Annotated in this window: 18 protein-coding genes; 15 read left to right on the plus strand and 3 right to left on the minus strand. The window is 48.8% G+C overall.

Going from position 1 to position 16,307, the window contains the following annotated elements; genetic code table 11:
- The first annotated feature begins 87 nt into the window (after positions 1-87).
- From nudE to tnpA, 3 genes are all read left to right on the plus strand, one after another.
- Entirely contained in the window at positions 88-669 is a 582-nt protein-coding gene (nudE, locus tag NX722_RS23240) for an ADP compounds hydrolase NudE (RefSeq protein WP_262565241.1), read from the plus strand.
- 33 nt (positions 670-702) lie between these two features.
- On the plus strand, positions 703-1,545 hold the full coding sequence (cysQ, locus tag NX722_RS23245; RefSeq protein ID WP_262565242.1) for a 3'(2'),5'-bisphosphate nucleotidase CysQ: 843 nt from the start codon (positions 703-705) through the stop codon (positions 1,543-1,545).
- Between the two features lie 107 nt (positions 1,546-1,652).
- The gene (gene tnpA / locus NX722_RS23250; protein WP_262563698.1) at positions 1,653-2,084 is read left to right on the plus strand and encodes an IS200/IS605 family transposase; all 432 of its coding nucleotides are present in this window, start codon (positions 1,653-1,655) and stop codon (positions 2,082-2,084) included.
- Positions 2,085-2,227: 143 nt separating this feature from the next.
- Here tnpA and NX722_RS23255 read toward each other — a convergent pair whose 3' ends face one another.
- A complete protein-coding gene (locus NX722_RS23255; protein ID WP_262565243.1) occupies positions 2,228-2,629 on the minus strand; it encodes a NirD/YgiW/YdeI family stress tolerance protein in 402 nt (133 codons plus the stop codon).
- Between the two features lie 184 nt (positions 2,630-2,813).
- Between NX722_RS23255 and NX722_RS23260 the strand changes: the two genes are divergently transcribed.
- Both NX722_RS23260 and NX722_RS23265 read left to right on the plus strand, forming a co-directional pair.
- The gene (locus NX722_RS23260; RefSeq protein WP_262565244.1) at positions 2,814-3,503 is read left to right on the plus strand and encodes a YoaK family protein; all 690 of its coding nucleotides are present in this window, start codon (positions 2,814-2,816) and stop codon (positions 3,501-3,503) included.
- 70 nt (positions 3,504-3,573) lie between these two features.
- Complete coding sequence (locus tag NX722_RS23265; RefSeq protein ID WP_262565245.1) at positions 3,574-4,221, plus strand: lysoplasmalogenase; 648 nt, start codon at positions 3,574-3,576, stop codon at positions 4,219-4,221.
- Between the two features lie 46 nt (positions 4,222-4,267).
- On the opposite strand, the gene NX722_RS23270 is transcribed toward NX722_RS23265, so the two are convergent.
- The gene (locus NX722_RS23270; protein ID WP_262565246.1) at positions 4,268-5,374 is read right to left on the minus strand and encodes a M20/M25/M40 family metallo-hydrolase; all 1,107 of its coding nucleotides are present in this window, start codon (positions 5,372-5,374) and stop codon (positions 4,268-4,270) included.
- A gap of 310 nt (positions 5,375-5,684) precedes the next feature.
- Here NX722_RS23270 and NX722_RS23275 point away from each other — a divergent pair, with 310 nt between their 5' ends.
- From NX722_RS23275 to lrp, 5 genes are all read left to right on the plus strand, one after another.
- Positions 5,685-6,290 carry an acyloxyacyl hydrolase gene (locus tag NX722_RS23275; protein WP_262565247.1) on the plus strand — a complete coding sequence of 202 codons (606 nt, stop codon included), beginning with the start codon at positions 5,685-5,687 and terminating at the stop codon, positions 6,288-6,290.
- A gap of 102 nt (positions 6,291-6,392) precedes the next feature.
- A complete protein-coding gene (locus NX722_RS23280; RefSeq protein ID WP_262565248.1) occupies positions 6,393-6,845 on the plus strand; it encodes an Lrp/AsnC family transcriptional regulator in 453 nt (150 codons plus the stop codon).
- 113 nt (positions 6,846-6,958) lie between these two features.
- Positions 6,959-7,501, plus strand: coding sequence for a BPSL1445 family SYLF domain-containing lipoprotein (locus tag NX722_RS23285; RefSeq protein ID WP_262565249.1), 543 nt, complete (start codon positions 6,959-6,961; stop codon positions 7,499-7,501).
- Positions 7,502-7,747: 246 nt separating this feature from the next.
- Positions 7,748-8,857: an alanine racemase gene (gene alr, locus NX722_RS23290; protein ID WP_262565250.1), complete on the plus strand. Its 1,110-nt coding sequence runs from the start codon at positions 7,748-7,750 to the stop codon at positions 8,855-8,857.
- A 244-nt stretch (positions 8,858-9,101) separates the two neighbouring features.
- Entirely contained in the window at positions 9,102-9,620 is a 519-nt protein-coding gene (lrp, locus tag NX722_RS23295) for a leucine-responsive transcriptional regulator Lrp (protein WP_456077468.1), read from the plus strand.
- Between the two features lie 9 nt (positions 9,621-9,629).
- On the opposite strand, the gene NX722_RS23300 is transcribed toward lrp, so the two are convergent.
- On the minus strand, positions 9,630-10,040 hold the full coding sequence (locus NX722_RS23300; protein WP_262565251.1) for a PilZ domain-containing protein: 411 nt from the start codon (positions 10,038-10,040) through the stop codon (positions 9,630-9,632).
- 275 nt (positions 10,041-10,315) lie between these two features.
- Between NX722_RS23300 and NX722_RS23305 the strand changes: the two genes are divergently transcribed.
- The 5 genes from NX722_RS23305 to NX722_RS23325 all read left to right on the plus strand — a co-directional run bounded on the left by NX722_RS23305 (position 10,316) and on the right by NX722_RS23325 (position 15,904).
- Entirely contained in the window at positions 10,316-11,425 is a 1,110-nt protein-coding gene (locus tag NX722_RS23305; protein WP_262565252.1) for a hypothetical protein, read from the plus strand.
- Between the two features lie 196 nt (positions 11,426-11,621).
- Positions 11,622-12,668 carry a Leu/Phe/Val dehydrogenase gene (locus NX722_RS23310; RefSeq protein WP_262565253.1) on the plus strand — a complete coding sequence of 349 codons (1,047 nt, stop codon included), beginning with the start codon at positions 11,622-11,624 and terminating at the stop codon, positions 12,666-12,668.
- A gap of 49 nt (positions 12,669-12,717) precedes the next feature.
- On the plus strand, positions 12,718-13,803 hold the full coding sequence (pdhA, locus tag NX722_RS23315; protein ID WP_262565254.1) for a pyruvate dehydrogenase (acetyl-transferring) E1 component subunit alpha: 1,086 nt from the start codon (positions 12,718-12,720) through the stop codon (positions 13,801-13,803).
- Positions 13,796-14,776, plus strand: a complete 981-nt coding sequence (locus NX722_RS23320; RefSeq protein ID WP_262565255.1) for an alpha-ketoacid dehydrogenase subunit beta — start codon at positions 13,796-13,798, stop codon at positions 14,774-14,776. The genes pdhA and NX722_RS23320 overlap by 8 nt, the downstream gene beginning before the upstream one ends.
- 69 nt (positions 14,777-14,845) lie before the next feature.
- A complete protein-coding gene (locus NX722_RS23325; RefSeq protein ID WP_262565256.1) occupies positions 14,846-15,904 on the plus strand; it encodes a dihydrolipoamide acetyltransferase family protein in 1,059 nt (352 codons plus the stop codon).
- The last annotated feature ends 403 nt before the right edge of the window (positions 15,905-16,307 follow it).

Consider the following 16,307-nt stretch of genomic DNA (forward strand, 5'->3'; position numbering starts at 1 on the left):
TTGCAATAGCAACATTGCGATAGCGAGGAAGGGCGATCATTGTCTTATAATAACGCCTCAGTTTGAGACTGGGAACGATGACAACAAATGTCCACAGACGATACGCCAACAGACAAGAAAAAAACCAGGATTAAGTCCTGTACCGAAATTGCCCGTACCCGTTTATTCCGGGTTGAGGCTCTGGAACTGGAGTTCTCTAACGGTGAGCAACGTACCTATGAGCGACTGGCAGGGTCTGGCAGTGGTCATAAAGCCGTTATGGTGGTGCCGATGCTGGATGATAACCGTTTCCTGCTGGTTAAAGAGTTTGCGGCGGGCACAGGGGATTATCAGCTCAGTCTGCCTAAAGGTCTGGTAGAGCTGGATGAGACACTGTTTGAAGGGGCAGACCGGGAGTTAAAAGAAGAGGCAGGCTATGGTGCCAGGCAGTGGGATTACATTACCGACTTTACGGTATCGCCCAATTATATGAAGAACCATATCCATGTTGTTCTGGCACGAGACCTGTATCCGGAGCGGCTGGAAGGGGATGAGCCTGAACCCATGGAGGTAGTCGAATGGTCATTTGATCGTTTGCAGGCGTTGAATGACCGCCCGGACTTTTCAGAAGCCCGGACGCTGGCGGCTTTGTATCTGGTGCGGGATAAACTGCAGGACGGACTGCTCTGAACAAAAGTACTCAACCTTCAATCTGGAGTGATAATGAACGACTTGATCAAGGCTGTAAGAGAAATCGCCCGCAAGGCGGGAGACGTCATTCTCGAAGTGTATGAAAAGCAGGAGCTGGGCATTCAGCAAAAAGCCGATGCAACTCCTGTCACTCAAGCGGATTTCCGGGCCAACGAAGTGATTGAAAAACATCTGCTGCGTCTGGAGGTGGGCTATCCCATTCTTTCTGAAGAATCCACCCATGCAGACCTGTCTGTACGCCAGACCTGGAGTCGTTACTGGCTGGTGGACCCTCTGGATGGTACACAGGAATTCATTAATGGTAATGGACAGTTCACGGTCAACATTGCCCTGATGGAAAAAGCAGACAATGGTTGCAGCTATCCGCTGTTTGGTGTCGTGTATGTACCAGTCACCCAAACCACTTACTGGGGGGGCAAGCAGTCAGGTGCATTTAAGCAGGTTGGCAATGAACCGGTTGAAAGCATTAAGCCCCGGTCGTTAGACAGCGACAATGTGGTGGTTCTGGGTAGCCGAACCTATGGCACAACAGGTGCTGCTGCGTTTATTGAACAGCTCAGGGACATCTACCCAAACCTTACCCCCAGAAAGGTAGGCAGTGCCTTGAAAAGCTGTTTGGTGGCTGAAGGTGAAGCGGATATTTACCCTCGTATCGGGCCAACGTCAGAGTGGGATACTGCTGCCGTTCAGGGTGTTGTGGAAGGTGCTGGCGGGGTGTTGCTGAGTCCTGTTGGTGAGCGTTTTGCTTATAACTTCAAAGACAATCTGGTGAATTCGGATTTTCTGGTGATTGGTGATACGTCAACGGACTGGCAGTCTTTCTGGAATCCGGATGCGTTGCGGGGATTGCATTAATTAACACTGATAAACCCCCGGCTATGCCGGGGAGACTCTCATAGGTTTAACCGTAGCGACAGTAGCTAACCTTCAGTTTCCGACCAAGAAAATTGAAGGTAAAACCAATGAGAGACTACAAGAGTTTGGCTCATACGCGTTGGGATTGTAAGTACCATATTGTCTTTATCCCAAAGAGAAGACGAAAGGTAATCTATGGGAATTTGAGAAAGTTTCTCGGAGAAATATTTCATGAGCTTGCCAGAAGGAAAGGCTGCAAAATTCTCGAAGGGCATTTGATGTCTGATCATGTTCACATGTGCATCAGTATTCCACCCAAATATCCGGTATCTCATGTCGTTGGATATCTGAAAGGAAAGTGTGCAATAGAGATTGCGAAAAATTTCAAAGGCAAGCAGCGTAACTTTAACGGAGAGCATTTTTGGGCAAGAGGTTACTTTGTCTCAACAGTAGGACTTGATGAAGAAGTGGTTCGGGCATATATCCGAGATCAAGAAAAGAATGATGGAAATAGAGATCAGTATGATCTTGACTGGTAAGCGCCCTTGGGCGCAATAAAAGCCCTTAGAGGGCGTAATCTGATAAGCCTCCGGCTATGCCGGAGGTCAGTTAACTTTCTGGCACTTTTTATTAGTCGTAGCCCGTAGCCCGTAGCCCGTAGCCCGTAGCCCGAAGTTCTGACTTAAAAGACATAGTGAATATGGTCGGCTTCGACGGTGGGCTTTTTCTCACCGTCATGGTTGACGGTGCCTTTAATTACCGTTGCTTCTTTGAAAGGAATGCCCAGCTCGGGAACGGCATGGGTGTCAATTTTGATATGGATATCGCCACTTTTACCGCGAAAGAGGTAGGTGCTGCACTTTATTTTTTTGATGATTTCGCCCGAAATTTTCACCAACTCCTGATCCGTTGGGTTGGCAAGCACCTCTTCAATGGAGTGAACTTCGTAATCGGGCTTAGCGTCTGCACTGACCGGGTGGTCTGCCCCTTTGTCGGGATACGCTGCTGGCTCTGTTGACTTGATTCCAGTCGTAAAAGCCGCTAAAAACGCCAGTCCGGCAGCACTAAGAAATAGAGTTTTCATTCATAGTCATCCTTGAAAAGCTTCTACTCTGAGGATAGCTGTTTACTCAGAGTGTGCGCTTGTTGAAGCAGTAGCCAACAAAACCCTTTGAGTGCATTCGCACGAGAATGAGCATTATCGTCCATAGACCAGAAAGCCCCCTGTGTTAGCCTTCCTGCCTGTTGTTTTTCCGGAATAAATGAAAATGATTAACCGACTTCCTGCCTGGGTGTGGTTCGGTGGCGTTTTGTTGACTTTCTCGGCGGGGATGGTCAATGGGATTGCCTATCTCAGCTTTACCAATCAGGCGGTTACCCACGTAACGGGCTCCATAACACTGGTTTCTGTAGGAATGGCCCGGGGCGACTGGCTGAGTGTCGGGCGTTTGCTGGCGGTGGTGCTGACCTTTTTTATGGGGGCTTTTCTCAGTGGTTTGATTATCAGAGGCGAAACGTTGCGACTGGGACGGGGTTATGGCTTTATCCTGCTGTTTGAATCCTTCCTGCTGTTGAATTCGTTATGGCTGTATCAACACAGCTCTTTCGGCGGGCAGCTGGTGGCATCGCTGGCCTGTGGGCTGCAGAACGCTATGGTCAGCACCTTCAGTGGCGCAGTACTGAGAACCACACATATGACCGGCATACTGACTGATATTGGTGCCAAGCTTGGGCGGTGGATGCGGGGCTCCCCCATGGATAAACGACGATTGCTTCTTTATTGTCTGCTGCTGACCGGATTTACAACCGGTGGAGCCTTCGGAGCTTTACTGTTTACTCATCTGCTTTATAACAGTCTGATGATTCCAGCCCTCATCACAGCGTTTGCTGGCATTGCTTATATGATCCATGTTATCAGGCTCCGCAGGCAGAAAAAGAGCCTCTATATCGCCGGCTGATGTCAGTGGTACAGTAACCGGGTAACTCTTTACAACCCTGATAATAAAGACACAAACGAGTTATCCGGTTATGAAACATACTTTCACCGTAGTCTATTTTCTTCTTTCTGCGCTTTATATTGCATTTATGGAGCAATTGTCCGGTTTTATGGGGGCGGGCATTAAGGCTCTGCCTGTTATTTTGTTGATGCTTCTGGTGTCCTGGCGGTTAGCCGGTGTCTGGCGCAGTGCCATGGTGGTTGCTCTGTTGTTTTCAGCAGGAGGGGATATCCTGCTGTCGTTCAGTCATGGTAGTCGTCACAGCAGTGATTTGTTTCTGGCTGGGCTGGGCAGTTTTCTGATGGCTCAGCTGGTGTATGCCGGGTTGTTCTGGACGCATCGTACATCAGGCCCCGGTCGGGTTGGGCTGGTGATCTTTGCGTTTGTGTTTATGTCGGTAGCGGGCCTGTTAGTTGTGCCATACACCGGTGACATGCAGGCTCCGGTTATGGCGTATATTCTGGCTATTGGCGCTATGTTGATGGGGGCTGCTATTTGTGACTGTCCGGTGAATCGTCTGTTTGCCGGGGCGCTTCTGTTTGCCTTGTCTGACCTGTTTATTGCAGTCAATAAGTTTATTATGCCGTTTACCTGGTCAGGTATTGTGATTATGGCCACCTATTATATGGCGCAGTACTTTATTGTGGTTGGAGTGCTGGCGGGGTCAGATAAACATTAAAAAAGCCGAAGCAGGTGAACAGCTCCGGCTTTAATCGATCTTCCGGTCAGCGGGTCAGATAGGTGTGCATGAACTTCGTGATACCGGCCATATCGTCAATGGCAATGTACTCTTCCGTTGTATGCACTTTAGCCATACCGGTTGAAAGGTTAACCGTCCTGATGCCTTTCTCGCTGAAAATGTTAGCGTCACTGCCACCGCCCGTTGGCATGGTCTTGCCTGCAACGCCAGCTTCTGCAAAGGCGGCCTTTACTTCTTCAACCAGCGGGTCGTTGTCGTCCATCTGGAAAGCGTTGTAGGCGCGGGTAGAAATAATTTCGATTTTCGCACCATGCTTTTCGGCAGCGGCTTCAAAAGTTTTTATCATGTGCTCAACCTGGGCAGCCAGCTTGTCGTCGTTGGTTGAACGGGCTTCTGCGTTGATGAACAGATCCGGCATAACAATGTTGGTGGCCTGACCACCTTTTACTACACCAATGTTGGCGGTGGTTTCTTCGTCGATGCGCGACAGCTTCATGTTAGAAATCGCATCGGCAGCAACGGTCAGGGCATTGATGCCTTCTTCCGGAGCCAGACCCGCATGAGCTGGACGACCAGTGATGTTTACTTTGATATTTTGCTGACCCGGCGCAACGGTAATAATGGTGCCGATTGGGCCACCTGAATCCAGAACGATACAGTTTTTGGACTCTACGTGAGACATATCAAACTGCTTGGAACCGTGCAGACCGCCTTCTTCATGAACCGTAAAGGCGAGTTCGATGGTTTTGTGCTTCAAACCCTGTTCCTTAATGGAACGAACGGCTTCCATAATGGCGGCGATACCGGATTTGTCGTCACCACCCAGAATGGTGTTGCCTGCAGAACGGATAATGCCGTTTTCAATAACAGGTTCAATATCGTTACCCGGAGTCACGGTGTCCATGTGGCTGCTCAGCAGAATACTGCCTTCCAGATCACCTGGCAGGTTGGCGTAAAGGTTGAAGCCATTGGAAACCTCAGCCGTCACCGGCAGCTTTTCAACACGGAAACCCATTTCAGCCAGTTGTTCAGCCAGAACTTCAGCAATGGCCTTTTCGTTACCGGACTCGCTGTTGATTTTCACCAGGTCAACGAAGTGCTGGACAAGTCTGTCTTGATTGATCTTGGACATAGTTTGCTTTGTTCAGGCTTTTCAGCCCGAGACAACCTGTATTAATGATGTATGGGTTTCAAAGATAATGGATTTTTTATCGGTGGTCATAGGGTGAAGTACTTATGATACGAATTCAGGTTCTATGGAATGTCATAAGCACCGCCAGCTATCAGCGTTTATGCAACTGTAGGATTAAATACCGCCTGAAGAGTGGCATTTCCTTTCTTTGTGCCTCCCTTTATGATTAATTCATCATCTCTCGATTTCTCCCGATAACACGATAATAAAAGTGCTGTAAGCCTACCTTCGCTTACAGCAGGAGGAATCAGTGAAAAAAGGACTTTTCTACACAGGCATCATGTCATTGCTGCCGTTCCCTGCCTTTGCCCTGGATGCCAGCCCCGATGGTGTCTCTGCCACTTATGGTCAATACCTGCCTGTTGTCAGTGGTCGAAAGGCTGATTATCACCATTATCGTATTGGGCTTCAGTGGGATTTGGATGAAGAGCTTTACCGTTCTGATAAACTGGTGATGTCTGGTTACTTTGAACTTGGTGGCTCGATGTTAAAAAGCCGCCTGAATACTTCCGACAACCCCAGCCCTGAGGGTAAAGACAGTGCGACCGTGGTCAGCTTCTCTCCTGTCTTTCGCTTTTCTTCGGCTCACCCACTCTTTGGAAATACGTTTCCTTTTCTGGATGCAGGTCTTGGCGGTGCCTGGTTTTCTGAGAAAGATCTGGAAAAGGAAAAGACATCGCCCATCAATCTGGGCAGCCAGTGGTTATTTGAAGTACGACTGGGGGCTGGCTTTACCTTTGGGCAACAGCAGCAATATGTTATGAGCTACAACTGGTTACACTACTCCAATGCCGGGCTGGCAAGCCTGAATGAATCCATAGATTTTCATGCGGTGACGTTTGGCGTTAAATGGTGATAATTCTGAAGGTATAGAACAGAGCGGTAGCAGGATTTTGCCAAGCTCAGGGGAGTATGACACCATGCCTTCCTCTCTTTGTTCTGTCGTAATACTTTCGCAATGGACTCTATCGACCGAAAAATTCTGCTTGAACTGCAGGAAGATAGCACCCTTTCTCTGGCTGAAGTTTCAGAAAGAGTCTGTCTGTCGCCTACCCCCTGCTGGAACCGAATTAAACGTCTGGAAGGGCAGGGGTATATCAGTAAGCGGGTTGCCCTGATTAATGCCGAGAAAGTGGGGCTGGGAGTTTCCGTATTTGTCCATATAAAAACACAACACCATTCGTCTGACTGGCTGAAAATCTTCTCAGACACCGTTAATAGTTTCCCGGAAGTGGCTGAATGCTACCGGATGAGCGGTGAGTACGATTATCTGCTGAGAGTGGTGACCAAAGATATTCAGTCTTTTGATCGCTTCTATAAAAAACTGGTTAACAGTGTCGACGGCCTGTGCGATGTGACGTCCAGCTTTGCCATGGAGCAGATGAAATACACAACAGCACTTCCCTTGTAGATCACGATAAGTGAGAAAATAACGCTTAAACCTGAAAAAGTTGTGTAAAGCAGACATCGAAACACGACCATGCACTGGTACTATTACGGCAGCATTAACTACGAGGAAACATTATGTTGTGCCAGTTGAGACATCTATTTCTGTTCATGGTCGTCTCTGTTTTGACTCTGCCAGCCGTCGCTTCATCAAAGAACGAACTGAACGCTACCGTTAAGGAAACATTGTCGAGCCTTTACGACAAAAGCTCTGCAGCCAGGGCGCTTGGTAAAGAGGCCAAGGGCATTCTGGTGTTCCCAAAAATCATTAAAGGTGGTTTGTTTGTGGGCGGTGAGTACGGTGAAGGCGCGCTGCTGATCAATCAGCAGGTAGTTGACTATTACAACACGGCTTCGGCTTCTGTTGGTCTTCAACTGGGTGCTCAGGTGCGTTCTCAGGTTCTCATGTTTATGACTCATGAAGCGCTGGAGACATTCCGTAACAGCAAAGGCTGGGAAGCAGGCGTTGATGGCAGCATTGCTATTGCCGAGTTTGGTGTCGGTGAAACCATTGCTACCAATAACATTCAGGAGCCGATCATCGCTTTCATCAGTGACAATAAAGGCCTGATGTATAACCTGACCCTGGAAGGAACCAAGATTACCAAAATCGATAAGTGAGCCTGAAGTCTAGATTATAAAGCTGTTGGCTGCTGACTGTTAGCTGTTAGTCAGGCAGCCAAAAGCCAAAAGCCAAAAGCCAAAAAAGTCTCCCGTCGTTTACCTCAATGTTATAGCAGGACTGTAGATAACTTCCCGTTACCGGTATTATTTATTCACTTAGTGAATTTCGATAATCACATAAAGAGCTAAAAATTATAAATTGTTAGCATTGTGGCTGATTCTTTTGGGGGAAACACTGCAACCATGAGTCGTCCAGCCAAAGCGGTCATTAATCTTAATGCCCTGCAACACAACTACCAGCTTGCCAAAGCGTTAGCCAACCGGGAACGAACAAATGGCAAAGTTCTGGCAGTGGTAAAAGCCGATGCTTATGGGCATGGTGCGGTCGCCTGTGCCAGAGCATTGTCAGGTCAGGCTGACGGGTTTGCGGTGGCCTGCATTGAAGAAGCTCTGGAGTTGCGCAGTACCGGTATCCAGCAAACGATTCTCCTGCTGGAAGGTTTTTTTGAAACCAGTGAGCTGAACGAAATCAGTCGTCATAAGCTGGACATCGTCGTGCAAAATTCTGAACAGCTGGCCATGCTGGAACAAAATCCGCAACCAGAGTCTGTACGTGTCTGGCTGAAAATGGATTCTGGCATGCATCGTGCTGGTCTGTTACCACAAGAATTTCGAGCCGCCTGGATGCGTCTAGATGCACTGCCCTGGGTCAGCAACATTGTGATGATGACTCACCTTGCTTGTGCGGATGAACCGGATAATGGTTATACACAACATCAGCTGGAAGTCTTTGAGCAACATACGCTTGGACTGCCGGGTGAGCGCAGTATTGCCAATTCTGCCGGTCTGGTGGACTACCCCCGGGCTCGTGCTGAATGGAATCGCCCCGGATTATTATTGTATGGCGCTTCTCCCTTTGAAGCGGCTCATTCGATTGAACAACAGCTGCAGCCGGTTATGGCGTTGTATTCAGCCATAATCGGCATTAAGAATATTCCTGCTGGCAGCCCGGTTGGTTATGGCAGCACATGGACCAGTCAGCGTCCGACCCGACAGGGGGTGGTGGCGATTGGCTACGCTGACGGTTACCCGCGGCATGTACAAAACGGTACTCCCGTTCTTGTTAATGGTAAGCGAGTGCCTGTTATTGGTCGGGTTTCCATGGATATGCTGACCATTGATCTGACCGATGTACCACAAGCCCGGCTGGGTGACAGCGTTGTATTATGGGGTAAGGATCTCCCGGCCGCAGAAATAGCCCGCTATGCCAGCACCATACCTTATCAGCTGTTCTGCAATCTTAACCGGGTTCCGGTTGAATACGCCCTGTCGTCTATAGCCGTTGGAGCCTGACTCACGACTATGGCCGGTGAATACGAGCATCATACTGTGAGTACTCACATTCACAGGGCTATCTTGCTTATTTTTCACAGGCAAACGGAAAATTTACATAGCTGGTCTATTTAAGTACTTGAAGATTTTCTGTCTGTGCCATACTCTCACGCACCCTCGGAATGTTCGCTGATGCATATTTATGCGAAATTGCGGCATTTTCCTAAATGGCATAGCTGAAGGGAGCTTTCCCAACAGCTATACAATGACAGTTCGTCAAACAACAGCTGAAACCATGAGAAGCCGCAAAGAAGTCGTTCGCCAACTAGACAGGATTGACCGTAATATTCTGCGCACCTTGCAGGAAAATGGTCGTATATCCTATGTAGACCTTGCTGATCGTGTAGGCCTGAGTACAACGCCTTGCATGGAACGGGTTAAGAGACTGGAGCGTGAAGGGATTATTCAGGGCTACAGCGCCCGTTTAAATCCACAATACCTGCAAGCCGGTCTGCTGGTGTTTGTCGAAATCAGTTTGTACACCAAATCTGCCGATATCTTCGATGATTTCCGCAAGGCGGTGATTAACCTGCCTAATGTTCTGGAGTGCCATCTGGTATCGGGCCACTTTGATTATCTGGTTAAAGCCCGGATTTCTGAAATGGCCTCCTACAGGGAACTGCTGGGCGACATCCTGTTAAAGCTGCCCGGTGTAAGAGAGTCAAAGAGTTACATTGTGATGGAAGAGCTGAAGGAAACCCTGAACCTGCCCATTCCTGACTAAAGCTTCGTATCAGTAGTCACGGATAAAGTAATTAAGGGCAACGAGATCCTGTTCGCCGATCTCCCGCAACTGAAATCCAGCGGCGTAGCTTTCTGGAACCTGATCTGAGGACGCCTTGCCGGGGATGCCTTCACGAGTGTTATTGTCCCGCTTGCTCCCCTGCTTGTTGCTTGACTGGCACCAGACGCATTCAGCTATCAACGAGACCCGATGATAGCTTTTCTGGGGGCCAGGCAGCACCAGTGTTATATTGCGAACCTCATCCTGACGGATGACCTGGTTGGTGACCAGGCTGAAACCTCCCTTCGAAACATCTTCCAGCATACCCAACAACTGACCGGTGTCGTTATCAAGAACCTCTGCAGGTACTTCAAGCAGCTTTCGGGGGAAGCGACGTTTTTCAAGTACAGTGTCTGCCATAGATCGTCCTCCTATTCTCGCTCATGCTCGTTGATGGCAATTTCGATCTAACAAGATACCCAGAAAATCTCCCCAATGACAAATTTTGATCGAATAAAGCCAAGCAAAGTCTGTTATATGCACTAGCATTGTCTGTCGATCTTAAGCGAATAATCAAAAAATCATGACACAAGGCGGTCTGCGTGCAGGTAGTAACAAGGGCATACAGTTTTACTCTCTATTTTTTGTTGGTCGTCACCCTGGTTTCAGGCGTTTCTGCTAACGCAGCAGGTGTTATGAATCCCGCTTTATTTATGCATCCTTTTTTAGTGTCTTACGGGCATGATGTTCAGAAGCTGACCCCTCATCAGCTCGGTGTTAAACCCGATTCACCGGAAGTGCAGACCGTTACCGGGAAAACGTATATATCACTCTTCAGTAAAGGAAGTGTTGATTTTGAAATAAGTGTTTCAGGCGGCGAGTGGGTTCAACCTCTGCTGGTAAATTCTTTATGTACCTTTCAATCGGGCAGTAGCCCTGATGAAAGCAAGCTATTTTGCAAAGGGCAAACGGGAGGCTCTTTGTTAAAGCTGGGACTGACATTTATTGCAGATGGGCAATTATCGCTGACGTTACACAGTCAGTCCCAAATCATTCTGGTGCCATCAATACCGACAGATGATACAGACGATATAGTTCGAACTTTCAATGACGAAACCTACAAGCAGATCTCCCGGATGGCGGCTCAGCAGGAAGAGCAGAAAAAAATAGATAACCTTGTCAAAAAGCGAAACCAGTTTTTATCCACTGAACCAAAGTGGCTTCAGAGGCAAAACGAAATGAGGAAGAAAGCGGAGGAAATCAGGAAAATACATGAGGGCGAAGCCCTGGTGATTGAAAACGACTTCAGTCGTGACGACAGGGAATATCAGGTAACGCTTAAGGTGCCTGTCTACACGCCTGAGCTGGTTGTGTTTGACCCTGAATTTAGCTATCACGGTAAGCTGCCTGCCAAATTTAAATTTAACACTTGTGGTCGAAATCAGAGGGTTAAACCTGGATGTAAACATCAGGTTCACACAAGAGGTCAGGCAAAGACAGGCAAAAAAAATTCTGATGGCCCTCTCTTTCAGTGGCCTGCTTTTTGTGAGCTATGTCAAAAAGGTTTTTACACAAAAAAGAAATTAGAAAAACATCGTGAAAAAGGGCGTTGTAAGGAGCCTGTTCCTTGTTCTGAGCAGATGGAGGAGCAGCCCGAAGCTCATGATTTGACAGATCCAGACCTGAAAAGACCTTATTCTTATGAAGAGTGGTGGGCAGGTTTTGAAGGTGCTGAAGTAAAGCGTAAAAAGAAAAGGCAGAATAACTCTAATAGAGAAGAGCCAAAAAGGGTTAGAAGGGATTGATCCTCAAACATTCAAGGTAAACTTCCTGTCAAAATTTGACAACAGCTTCCGATTTCATTCTTAATCACAACAAGGGATTACAATCCTTGTTGCACTAAATCCTGCAATCAACCCGCTTGCAGGATGCCTAAAATAATAAAAAGAAACAAAGCAAACTCAGAGCCTTATCCGCTCTGGACCATTCGGAGGATCCCGTATGTTCAGACAGATAACCGAGGCCAGAATGAATGATATTCATATTAAATACGATGAACATTCAGGCTTGAAGTCCATTATCGCCATTCACAACACCCGCAGAGGCCCGTCACTGGGCGGTTGCCGTTTTATCCCTTATTCCTCTTTTGATGATGCCGTGACCGATGCGATCCGGCTGGCTCAGGGTATGAGTTACAAAGCAGCTCTGGCAGGGCTGGACCTGGGAGGTGGCAAGTCAGTGATCATGATGCCTGAAAGCGACTTTGATCGCACCGAACTGTTCAGTGCGTTTGGGCGCTTTGTTGATGAGCTGGGAGGGCGATATATCACAGCCATTGACAGCGGCACCGGGGTTTCCGATATGGATATCATTGCCACTCAGACCCGCCATGTTTCCTGTACGTCCGCCAGTGGAAACCCTGCGCCTTCAACCGCCAAAGGGGTCTATTACGGCATTCTTTCTACACTCAAGGTTCACAAAGGGTTTGGCAATACTCTCAAAGGCATGACCATTGCCGTTCAGGGGCTGGGAAGTGTGGGGTATGCCCTGTGCCAGCTGTTGCACAGAGACGGCGCCCGGCTGATTGTGTCAGACATTGATGACGTCAAAGTTGAACAATGTGTCAGGGAGTTTGGTGCCAGGGTGGTTAACCCGGCAGAGATTTATTCAACCCCCTGTGACATTTTCAGCCCCTGTGGTCTGGGCGGTATCCTGAATGAGCAGACTATCGACCAGTTGCAGTGTGGTGCCATTGCCGGTTCAGCCAACAACCAGTTACTCACCCCGGAGTGTGGGGAGCAACTGTTTAACCGGGGTATTCTTTACGCACCGGATTACCTGATTAATGCGGGTGGCCTGATTTTTGTTGCCATGATGCACGCCCGCAAAAGCAACGAAGAGCTGAATCACAGAATTAAGGGGATTGGAGAAACGCTGCTACAGGTCTTCCGCAGACAGCAGCAACAACAGGAGCCGGTTAACCGGATTGCAGACCAGATGGCTGAAGCTATGTTGTTTGGTGACGAGATCAGGCAGCTAACTGCTTGAAACTATCTACTATAAACAGGCAATCCGACTAATAACAGAGGCTTTTACTGTGGAACAGAAAGAACTTAATCCAATCCCCATTTATCAGTATCTGGATGCTGAAGGTGAAGTGATCGAGCGACTGCCGGGCTGGACAGAGGATAAAGATATTCTGCTTGGTTACTATCGTCATATGGTGCTGGGCCGTCAGGCTGATGCCAAGGCGGTTGCTTTGCAGAGAACGGGCCAGATGGGCACCTATCCTTCCTGTCTTGGGCAGGAGGCTATCAGTACAGTGACCTGCGCCCTGATGAAAAAAGAGGATGTTCTGGTTCCTTATTACCGGGATCATCCGGGGCTTATGGTCAGGGGCATTCCTCTGTCTGACATTTTGCTCTACTGGGGTGGGGATGAGCGCGGGAGTTCTGGTGACCACTGGGGCAAGGACTTCCCCAACTGTGTGCCCATTGCCACTCAGGCCTGTCATGCCGCTGGTGTGGCAGCTGCTCTGAAAATACGACAAGATTCCGGTATCGCGGTGTGTGCGCTTGGGGATGGCGCAACATCAAAAGGGGATTTTCTCGAAGCATTGAACCTTGCCGGTGCCTGGCAGCTGCCTGTGGTTTTTGTCATCAATAACAACCAGTGGGCCATTTCAGTCCCAAGACGCATCCAGTCCGGTGCCCCCACCTTAGCCCAGAAAGGCGTATCAGCGGGTTTACCCTCTTACCAGGTGGATGGCAATGATGTGATTGCCCTGCACGAAGTGATCAATGAGGCGATAGACAGAGCCCGTAGTGGCAAAGGCGCAACGGTTATTGAAGCCATCAGCTACCGTCTGGGGGATCACACTACGGCAGACGACGCCAGTCGTTATCGTAGCAGTGATGAGTTGCAACAGGCATGGGGTAAAGAGCCCATCAAGCGACTAAGAACCTTCCTGCATCACCGGGGATACTGGGACGAACAGCAGGAGCAGGCGCTTATCAAAGAGGTCAGCCTGCAGATTGAGCAGGAAGTTCAAACCTACCTTAATACGCCGCTTCCCCCCGTAAAAGACCTGTTTGATTACCATTACGCGAACATGCCGTCAGCGCTGAAGCAGCAAAAGCAGGAAGCCGAGCTGAGGGCGGCAGGAGGCCAGAGCCATGAGTAAGATCACAATGGTAGAGGCTGTTAACCTGGCTCTGGATCATGCCATGGAGAGCGACCCGGATGTGGTGATGCTGGGTGAAGACATTGGTGTCAATGGCGGTGTGTTTCGTGCCACTCAGGGGTTAAAGGATAAATACGGTTTTAAGCGGGTCATGGATACACCACTGGCAGAAACGCTGATTGCCGGTATCAGCATTGGCATGGCTGCCCAGGGTTTGAAGCCCGTGGCTGAAATACAGTTTATGGGATTTATCTTCCCTACCATGGAACAGCTGATCTGCCACGCAGCGCGTATGCGTAATCGTACCCGTGGCCGTTTGTCCTGCCCGATGGTACTGCGGGCTCCCTTTGGTGGGGGTATTCACGCACCGGAACATCATTCAGAAAGCACTGAAGCCCTGCTGGCGCATATTCCCGGTCTGAGGGTGGTCATTCCGTCATCGCCTGTGCGGGCTTATGGCCTGTTGCGGTCTGCCATTAATGAACCTGACCCGGTTATCTTTCTGGAGCCCAAGCGCATCTACCGGGCATCAAAGCAGGAGGTTGATCACAAGACACCACTGCTGCCGCTGGATAAGTGCTTTACCCTGAAACAGGGGCAGGACGTTACTCTGGTCAGCTGGGGAGCCTCTGTAAAGGAAACCATGGAAGCGGCCAGTACTCTTGAGCAGCACGGTGTTTCGGCTGAGGTGATTGACGTTGCCACCATCAAGCCTCTGGATATGGAGACCATTCTGACATCGGTTCAGAAAACCGGTCGATGCGTGATTGTCCATGAAGCCTGTAAAAGCTTTGGTGCAGGGGCAGAAATTGCCGCCAGTCTTGCCGAACAGGCGTTAACGTTTCTCAAAGCGCCTGTAGAGAGGGTGACAGGTTTTGACACCATCATGCCTTATTATCGAATGGAAGATCATTATCTGCCCAGCCCTGACGACATTATGAAAGCTGCATTAAAAACGTTGTCTTTCCATTAAAAGTTGTACCATTAAAAGTCGTTCCATTAATCGTCATTTCATTAAGAAATAATAAACGAGAAGCTGCCTATGAAATTTTTTAACCTGCCCGACCTGGGAGAAGGAATTCCTGAAGCAGATATTGTTGAGTGGCATATACAGGAAGGTGACCACGTAAAAGAAGACCAGATAATTGTTTCTGTTGAAACAGCCAAAGCCATTGTTGAAGTCCCTTCTCCGGTTACTGCTGAAGTAGCGCGTTTGTGTGGACAACCCGGTGATACCATTCTGACCGGTGCGCCTCTGGTTGAGTTTGTATCGGAGGAAGAAGACACAGGCACAGTTGTTGGGAAGCTGGCAACAGACTCTACCTGCCCGGCAGAAGACGATACTTTCTTTATTGGTTCTCCACCAGAAGACTCATTAGCAACTCCCTCCGCTCAAGGCTCTGTAAACGAACTGGCTTCCCGCCTTGGCATGAGATTAACCGAAAAGCCTGCCCAAACCGGATATGCACTGGAAAACCCTGAGCCTTTGAAAGGTGTTCGCAAATTTATGGCGAACACTATGGCGCAATCCCACGCCGAAGTCGTACCTGTCACTTTGTTTGATGATGCCGACATTGACCACTGGGCAAAAGGTGAGGACATTACTGTACGACTGATACAGGCTATTACCAGAGCCTGTCAGGAAGAGCCTGCCTTAAATGCCTGGTTTGATGGCAATACGACCAGCAGGGAAGTGTTCGATTCCGTACATCTTGGACTGGCAGTGGACAGTGAGGAAGGATTGTTTGTTCCGGTCATTCGTGCTGCTGACACTCTGGATGCCAAACAGCTGAGAAATCAGATCAATGCTTTCAGAACCGCAGTGAATGAACGCACCCTGCCACCTTCGGAAATGGTTGGCGCTACCATTACACTGAGCAACTTTGGTGTGTTTGCTGGTAAATATGCAACACCGGTCATTGTGCCTCCGATGGTTTGCATCGTGGGTGTCGGGCAGTTGCGGGAAGAGATTGTCAGTGTTGACGGGCAGGCTGCCAGTCATAAAATATTGCCGATTTCTTTAACCTTCGACCATCGGGCTGCAACTGGTGGAGAAGCTACACGCTTTCTGCACACCCTAATCGCTCAGTTAGAAAAATAATGACAGGTGCTGGTGGACAGGTGGCTTATTGCCGAACCGTCGTACACTAGCACCGGGTCTGCCTTATATAAATACGTCACTTGACTTGTACTAACGGCTGGTAAGAAAAACTTGCCAGCCCTGTTAAAACAAAAAATACGGTATTTTAAGCCTCCAGCTATTGCAGATTGTCTAAAAACTCCACATTATAAATTTAAAGGGGCTCGCTTTTTCCCGCTCTGTTTGAGTTAACCTCCAATAAGTTTTTCTTATACGCAGGTTAAGCGTTCCATGATGTCAGCCAATGGAAATGGCTGTCAGCCTCGGCCACTTTTTAGCTCTTGTCCAGAAGGGTTTAGGCTCAGGGCTGTTTTGAGCTCAGGGCTGTTTTGAGCTCAAGGCTGTTTTTTGACAGTTCTATAAT

The organism is Endozoicomonas gorgoniicola, assembly GCF_025562715.2.
Taxonomy (GTDB): Bacteria; Pseudomonadota; Gammaproteobacteria; order Pseudomonadales; family Endozoicomonadaceae; genus Endozoicomonas_A; species Endozoicomonas_A gorgoniicola.